The 7,133-nt window shown below is 72.9% G+C and carries 6 protein-coding genes; 1 reads left to right on the top strand and 5 read right to left on the bottom strand.

Annotation, left to right across the window (positions count from 1 at the left end):
• Positions 1–36: 36 nt before the first annotated feature.
• Positions 37–1,605 carry a DUF6350 family protein gene (locus GTW40_RS20730; protein ID WP_237525602.1) on the bottom strand — a complete coding sequence of 523 codons (1,569 nt, stop codon included), beginning with the start codon at positions 1,603–1,605 and terminating at the stop codon, positions 37–39.
• A gap of 137 nt (positions 1,606–1,742) precedes the next feature.
• On the opposite strand from GTW40_RS20730, the gene GTW40_RS20725 reads away from it, so the two are divergent.
• Complete coding sequence (locus GTW40_RS20725; RefSeq protein WP_161181695.1) at positions 1,743–2,813, top strand: helix-turn-helix domain-containing protein; 1,071 nt, start codon at positions 1,743–1,745, stop codon at positions 2,811–2,813.
• 136 nt (positions 2,814–2,949) lie between these two features.
• On the opposite strand, the gene sucD is transcribed toward GTW40_RS20725, so the two are convergent.
• From sucD to GTW40_RS20705, 4 genes are all read right to left on the bottom strand, one after another.
• The gene (gene sucD, locus GTW40_RS20720) at positions 2,950–3,834 is read right to left on the bottom strand and encodes a succinate--CoA ligase subunit alpha (RefSeq protein ID WP_161181694.1); all 885 of its coding nucleotides are present in this window, start codon (positions 3,832–3,834) and stop codon (positions 2,950–2,952) included.
• Positions 3,835–3,861: 27 nt separating this feature from the next.
• The gene (gene sucC / locus GTW40_RS20715) at positions 3,862–5,043 is read right to left on the bottom strand and encodes an ADP-forming succinate--CoA ligase subunit beta (RefSeq protein WP_161181693.1); all 1,182 of its coding nucleotides are present in this window, start codon (positions 5,041–5,043) and stop codon (positions 3,862–3,864) included.
• Positions 5,044–5,312: 269 nt separating this feature from the next.
• Positions 5,313–6,509, bottom strand: coding sequence for a VWA domain-containing protein (locus tag GTW40_RS20710; protein WP_237525601.1), 1,197 nt, complete (start codon positions 6,507–6,509; stop codon positions 5,313–5,315).
• A gap of 2 nt (positions 6,510–6,511) precedes the next feature.
• Positions 6,512–7,133: DUF5682 family protein (locus tag GTW40_RS20705; RefSeq protein ID WP_237525600.1), on the bottom strand; the 622-nt coding region annotated here is incomplete at its 5' end.

Raw genomic sequence — 7,133 nt, 5'->3', positions numbered from 1 at the left:
CCGCTCCTTGACGGGCAAACGTTGCCTGCCGCGGCACTAGTCGATCCGGGGCTCGGCCTCGGGGCTCGTTCCGGTGAGGGCGTCGGACCAGTCCGAGGCGAAGGGGGCGTCCGCGTCGAGGAAGTCGTACAGCTCCTCGGCGGGGGGCTCGGGCTTCCGCTGCGGCTGTGCGGTGCCTGACTTCCGCGGCCCGGCGAGCGGCCTCTGCGGGTCTTCCGCCCGAGCGGCGGCCTCGCCCCGCTTCCGGGTGCCGCGCAGCCGCCAGGCCCGTACCGTCCAGGCCACCGGCAGCCCCGTGACCAGGACCCACAGGCCCGCCGCGGGTCCCGTCAGCCACCACACCGGGCCGAAGTCGGCCAGCGCGCCGACGCCCAGCGGGCCGCCCGACAGCGCGGCGAGCAGGGCCAGCGTGCCCGCGCAGAGCAGGGCGGCGAGCGCGAGTACCCCGGTGGTGTGCAGGGCCGGCCAGCGTGTGGCCGCTTCTCCGCGCCGGGTGGCGCCGCGGGCCACGAACCAGCCGACGGTCACCCCGGCCGCCACGGGCACCGCGGCCGCCGCCCAGTTCAGCGGGGCACCCCTGCCCGGATCGGGCACGGCGGCCAGGAGCGGGAACGGGGGCAGGAGCGGCGCCGGGTCGGAGAGCAGCGGATGCACCAGATGGCCGGAGCCGAGGGTGAAGCCGGGGCCGAGGGCGTAGGAGGCCGCCCACACGGCCGCGTTGGGGATCAGCGAGACCGCGAGCAGCAGCACGGTGGACCGGCCGGTCCAGCCCTCCGTGAGCTGGGTGAAGGCCAGCCGCGCCGCGCCGCCGTGGCCCACCAGTGAGACGCCGAGCAGCAGCGCCCCGCCACCGGTCAGCACGGCCGCACCGGCCACGGCCGCGCGCAGGGCCGTACGCAGCCGGGCGCGCGCCTCGGCCCCCGCGCACAGGCCCCGCACGGGCCCCGGCAGCGGGCCGAGCGGTCTGCCGTACGCCGACCAGACCCCGGACGCGGCGGCGGCAGCGGCGACCGGCGGGAGACAGGCCGTCACCCAAGGCCAGGACAGGCGGAGTTCACCGCCGGAGCCGTAGAGGGCGACGGCCGTGGCGACGCCGAGGTAGCCGAGGACGACGCCGGTCCACGCGGTGCGGGCGGGGACGGGGGGTGGGGTGTCGGAGGTGCCGGACGCGCTGGTGGTGCCGGTGGTGCGGCTGGTGCCGGACCTGGCGGGTCCGTCCGGTCCGTCCGGTCCGTCGGAGGCATCGGAGACATCGGCGGCGTCCACCGCGTCCCGCGCCGCCCTGTGCAGCAGCCACACCGGCAGCGCGAGCAGCAGCAACGGGGTGAGGCCCACCGGCTGCGGGGCGCCGGAGAGCGTGTCGGCGCGCAGGAGTTCGGCGCCGTGGGCCAGCAGCCAGAGCGCGGCGGCGACGTGCAGGGCGCTGCCCGGACCGCTGTCGGGATACGGCGAGCTGACCCACAACACCATCACCAGCGCGGCGCACGCGGCGAGTCCGAGCCCGGCGGCGAGCGCACCGCCCACGAGGCTCGCGCCCAGGCCGGGTGAACGGTCGCGCAACCGGGTTCGCAGGGACGACGACAGAGACGACAGGGACGACGGCAGGGACGACGAGGGGCGATCGGTCGGCAGGATCACGCCGACATGCTCCCAACGACACGCGCTTTCCCGGCGTAACAGGCGAACCCCCGAAGTGTCGCCCAATATGTGTTTATGTGCTTTTTCACGCAGAGGGGTGAGCCGTGACGCAGACTTACGCCGGTCCGCTGCCACCACCGGACGAACGCCGACGCCTGCGCGAGAGCCGCGCGCTGACACAGGCTCAGGTCGCCAGGCGACTCGGCGTCAGCCGGGCGACCGTACGCGCCTGGGAACGCGGCCGGAGCACTCCGAGCGGCCCGCGCCACGAGGCGTACGCCCGCCTGCTCGCCGACCTGGCCGACCTCGCCGGGCCGACGGCGGGTCAGGCGTCTGCGGCGGCGGGCCCTCCCGCACCGAGAGCCCCCGAGCCGCCGCCCCTGACGCCCGATCAGGCGTTCGACGCGCTGTACGCGTTCTGCGCCCCCGCGCTCGTCCGCCAGACCTACCTCCTCACCGGCCGCCGCGAACTGGCCCGCGAGGCCGTCGAGCGCGCCTTCCAGCTCGCCTGGCAGCGCTGGCCCGAGGTGGCGCGGGACCGCGACCCGGGCGGCTGGGTACGGGCGACCGCGTACGAGTACGCCGTCTCCCCCTGGCACCGCTTCCGCCCCCGCTACCGCACCCCCGAGCCCCCGCCCGCCGACCCGGCCGACCGCGCCCTGCTGGACGCGCTGCTGAGCCTCCCGCCGTCGTACCGGCGCACCCTCGTCCTCTACGACGGCGTCGGCCTGGACCTCCCCGAGCTGGCCGCCGAGACGGAGGCCAGCACCCCGGCCGCAGCGGGGCGGGTGACCCGTGCCCGCGAGGCCGTCGCCGCGTACGTCCCGGAACTGGCCGACCCCGCCGCACTGCACCGGCGGCTGACCGAACTGGCCTCCACGGAACGGCTGCGCGCGGACGCCCCCACCACCGTCCGCACCGTCGGCGAGCGCCGCAACGTCTTCTGGACGCGCGCCGCCATCGCCTTCACCGTCGCCATCATCGGCGCGACGGGGCTGACCCTGCGCTCGGCCCCGACGCACTACGAGGCCCCCATCGCCCCCGCCCAGGCGGTACGCGGTGTGCCCGTGGCCCCGGCCATGGGCCCGCTGTCGAAGGCGGAGCAGAATCTGCGCGCCAAGCTGCACCGGGAGCAGGCCAACGGGCCGCAGCGGCTGGCACCGGAGCCGGGGTGACACGGGCCGGGTGACGTCCGTGCGCCTGCTGCGGTGAGCGTGCGGGAACGCCGGTGGGCCCGGTCCCCCACGAGAAGGGACCGGGCCCACCGGTGTGCCGACGACCGGCCGATCAGGCGATCAGGCGATCAGGCGATCAGGCGGAGAGGATCTCCCGCGCCAGCTTGGCGGTCTCGGTCGGGGTCTTGCCGACCTTGACGCCCGCGGCCTCCAGGGCCTCCTTCTTCGCCTGGGCGGTGCCGGACGAACCGGAGACGATCGCGCCGGCGTGGCCCATGGTCTTGCCCTCGGGCGCGGTGAAGCCCGCGACGTAGCCGACGACCGGCTTGGTCACGTTCTCCTTGATGAACGCGGCCGCGCGCTCCTCGGCGTCGCCACCGATCTCACCGATCATCACGATCAGATCGGTGTCGGGGTCGTCCTGGAACGCGGCCAGGGCGTCGATGTGCGTGGTGCCGATGATCGGGTCGCCACCGATGCCGACGGCGGTCGAGAAGCCGATGTCACGCAGCTCGTACATCATCTGGTACGTCAGCGTGCCGGACTTCGAGACCAGGCCGATGCGGCCCGGCTTCGTGATGTCGCCCGGGATGATGCCGACGTTCGACTGGCCCGGGGTGATGATGCCGGGGCAGTTCGGGCCGATGATGCGGGTCTTGTTGCCCTTCTTGCCGGCGTACGCCCAGAAGGCGGCCGTGTCGTGCACGGCGATGCCCTCGGTGATCACGACGGCCAGCGGGATCTCGGCGTCGATGGCCTCGACGACCGCGTCCTTGGTGAACTTCTCCGGCACGAAGATGACGGAGACGTTGGCGCCGGTCTTCTCGATGGCCTCCTTGACGGTCCCGAACACGGGTACCTCGGTGCCGTCGAAGTCCACGGTCTGCCCCGCCTTGCGCGGGTTGACGCCGCCCACGACCTCGGTGCCGTCGCCGAGCATGAGCTTGGTGTGCTTCATGCCGGTGGCACCGGTCATGCCCTGGACGATGACCTTGCTGTCCTTGTTGAGCCAGATAGCCATGGTGTGTTGTGTCCTCGTCCTGAGTGCTTACTTGGCGGCGTGGGCCAGCTCGGCGGCCTTGTCGGCCGCGCCGTCCATGGTGTCGACGCGCTGGACCAGCGGGTGGTTGGCGTCGGTGAGGATCTTGCGGCCCAGCTCGGCGTTGTTGCCGTCGAGGCGGACGACGAGCGGCTTCTCGACCTTCTCGCCGCGGTCCTCCAGGAGCTGCAGCGCCTGGACGATGCCGTTGGCGACCTCGTCGCAGGCGGTGATGCCGCCGAAGACGTTGACGAACACGGACTTGACGTCCGGGTCGCCCAGGATGATCTCCAGGCCGTTCGCCATGACCTGGGCGGAGGCGCCACCGCCGATGTCCAGGAAGTTGGCGGGCTTCACGTCGCCGTGGTTCTCACCGGCGTACGCGACGACGTCCAGGGTGCTCATGACGAGACCCGCGCCGTTGCCGATGATGCCGACCTCGCCGTCGAGCTTGACGTAGTTGAGGCCCTTGGCCTTGGCGGCCGCCTCGAGCGGGTTGGCCGCGTCCTTGTCGTGCAGCTCTTCGTACTCGGGGTGACGGAACTCGGCGTTCTCGTCGAGCGACACCTTGCCGTCGAGGGCGAGGACGTCACCGGAGGCGACCTTCGCGAGCGGGTTGACCTCGACGAGGAGGGCGTCCGACTTGATGAAGGTGTCCCACAGCTTGATGAGGACGTTGACGACCTTGTCCGCGACCTCGGCCGGGAACTTGGCGGCCTCGACGATCTCGCGGGCCTTGGCCTCGTCCACACCGTCGATGGCGTCGATCGCGATCTTGGCGACGGCCTCCGGGCGGGTGGCGGCCACCTCCTCGATGTCCATGCCGCCCTCGACGGAGGCGATGGCGAGGAAGGTGCGGTTCGCACGGTCGAGGAGGTAGGAGACGTAGTACTCCTCGACGATCTCCGGAGCGGTCTCGGCGATCATCACCTTGTGGACCGTGTGGCCCTTGATGTCCATGCCGAGGATGTCCGTCGCGCGGGCGACGGCCTCGTCCGGGGTGGCGGCGAGCTTGACGCCGCCGGCCTTGCCGCGACCACCGACCTTCACCTGCGCCTTGACGACGGACTTGCCGCCCAGACGCTCGGTGATCTCGCGCGCCGCCTCAGGCGTGTCGATGACTTCACCGGCCAGCACCGGTACATCGTGCTTGGCGAAGAGGTCCCTCGCCTGGTACTCGAACAGGTCCACGCGCTTCCGTCCCTATCAGTGATCTCGCGGTTCGTTGGATGCGTGGGCGTGCCGCGAAGGGCAACGTGACGTCCGCTTGTCACTAAAGGGGCGCACACGGTGTCCGGGTGCGCGGCATGTCCGCCTCGCAGGTTATCTCTGCTGACGGGAGCCCCGTAAATCGCGGGTCACACCCGGGCGGTGATACCTGTCACATGATGCCGGGCCGAGTGACACCCGGTGCCGGAGACCCGGCCGGGAGCTTGCCGAGGATGGGGTGTCGTCACAGGTCAGGACGGGTTCGGGAGCGGGACGGGGCGCTTCTCCAGAGCCGCTGCCATCACCTCCGGGAACTGGTCGGGGGTGCAGGCGAAGGCGGGAACGCCGAGGGCGGCCAGGGCTGCCGCGTGCTCGCGGTCGTAGGCGGGCGTGCCCTCGTCCGAGAGCGCGAGCAGGGTCACGAACCGGACCCCGGACGCCTTCATCGCGGCGACCCGCTTCAGCATCTCGTCGCGTATGCCGCCCTCGTACAGGTCGCTGATCAGCACCACGACCGTCTCGGACGGCCGGGTGATCCGCGACTGGCAGTACGCCAGCGCCCTGTTGATGTCGGTGCCCCCGCCGAGCCGGGTGCCGAAGAGCACGTCCACCGGGTCGTCCAACTGGTCGGTGAGGTCGACGACCGAGGTGTCGAAGACGACCAGGCGCGTGCCGACCGACCGCATGGAGGCGAGCACCGCGCCGAACACGGACGCGTACACGACCGAAGCGGCCATCGACCCCGACTGGTCGACACAGAGGACGACCTCCTTCTTCACCGACCGCGCCGCCCGCCCGTGTCCGACGAGCCGCTCCGGCACCACCGTGCGGTGCTCGGGCAGGTAGTGCTTGAGGTTGGCCGCGATCGTGCGGTTCCAGTCGATGTCCCGGTGACGCGGTCTGCCGGTCCGCGCGCTGCGGTCGAGCGCGCCGGTGAGGGTCGCCCGGGTACGGGACGCCAGCCGCTTCTCCAGATCCTCGACCACCTTCCGTACGACCGCCCGCGCGGTCTCCCTCGTCGTCTCCGGCATGGCCTGGTGCAGCGACAGGAGCGTCCCGACCAGGTGCACGTCCGCCTCCACCGCCTCCAGCATCTCCGGCTCCAGCAGCAGCGCGGCGAGCCCGAGCCGGTCGATGGCGTCGCGCTGCATGACCTGCACGACGGAGGAGGGGAAGTACCTGCGGATGTCCCCCAGCCAGCGCGCCACCGACGGCACCGACCCGCCGAGCCCCGCCGAACGCTCCCGCCCGCCCGCGGTGCCCCTGCCGCCCCGGTCCTGCTTCCCGTACAGCGCGGTCAGCGCGCCGTCCATCGCCGCGTCCCTACCCGCGAGCGTGCATCCGGTGCCGTCGGCCTGGTCCCCGCCGAGCACCAGTCGCCAGCGGCGCAACCGCTCGGCCTCGGTGTCCTGACGCGCCGCACCGGTCGTCCCAGTGGTCATTCCCATGGTCATCCGCCCACCCCCGCAAGCCTGTTGCCGTCCATCGACACGGTCCGTTCGTCCTCCAGGCCGAGCAGCAGCCGCAGCACCGGCGCCACCGCGTCCGCGCGCCCCCGGTCCGGCTCGCCCGCGAAGCCGTGCGGCACCGTGGCGCCGGTCGTTGGTGCGGCGCCGCCGTCCGGGCCCCGCCGGACCAGCTCGCCGAGGGTCCGGCGCACCCCGGGTTCGTACGCCGAGAAGGTCCGCCGCAGCAACGGCAACACGTCCGTGAACGCGTCGTCCGACACCGAGGTCAACCACCCGTCGACCAGCGCGAGCAACCGCTCGTCGTGCGCGAGCAGCAATCCGCCCCCGCCTCCCCCGACAAACCCCTCGACCCACGCGGCCGCGTCCCCGGGTGGCGTCCCTGGCGACAGCGCCAGCCCCATCAGCCGCGCCGCCTCCCCACCCGCCAACGCCCCGTCATCGAGCAGCAGCCGAACGGCCCGACCCCGGATCTCACCGGGCACGGCGCCGCGGAGCGCGAGGGATCGGAGGACGGACCGCCAGCGGTCGCGGAGGGCGGGGTGGGGTGGACGGTCCGGGGGGTGGGGATGGTCGAGGGGCCGTGAGGCAGGGTGTTGGGGATGG

The sequence above is a fragment of the Streptomyces sp. SID4985 genome, from assembly GCF_009863025.1.
Taxonomy (GTDB): Bacteria; Actinomycetota; Actinomycetes; order Streptomycetales; family Streptomycetaceae; genus Streptomyces.
This window is presented reverse-complemented; position numbering and strand designations above follow the sequence as displayed.

Coding starts and splice junctions, on each gene's coding strand:
- sucD (WP_161181694.1), bottom strand. CDS start 3,834: ATGGCTATCTGGCTCAACAAGGACAGCAAGGTCATCGTCCAGGGCATG.
- GTW40_RS20710 (WP_237525601.1), bottom strand. CDS start 6,509: ATGGGAATGACCACTGGGACGACCGGTGCGGCGCGTCAGGACACCGAG.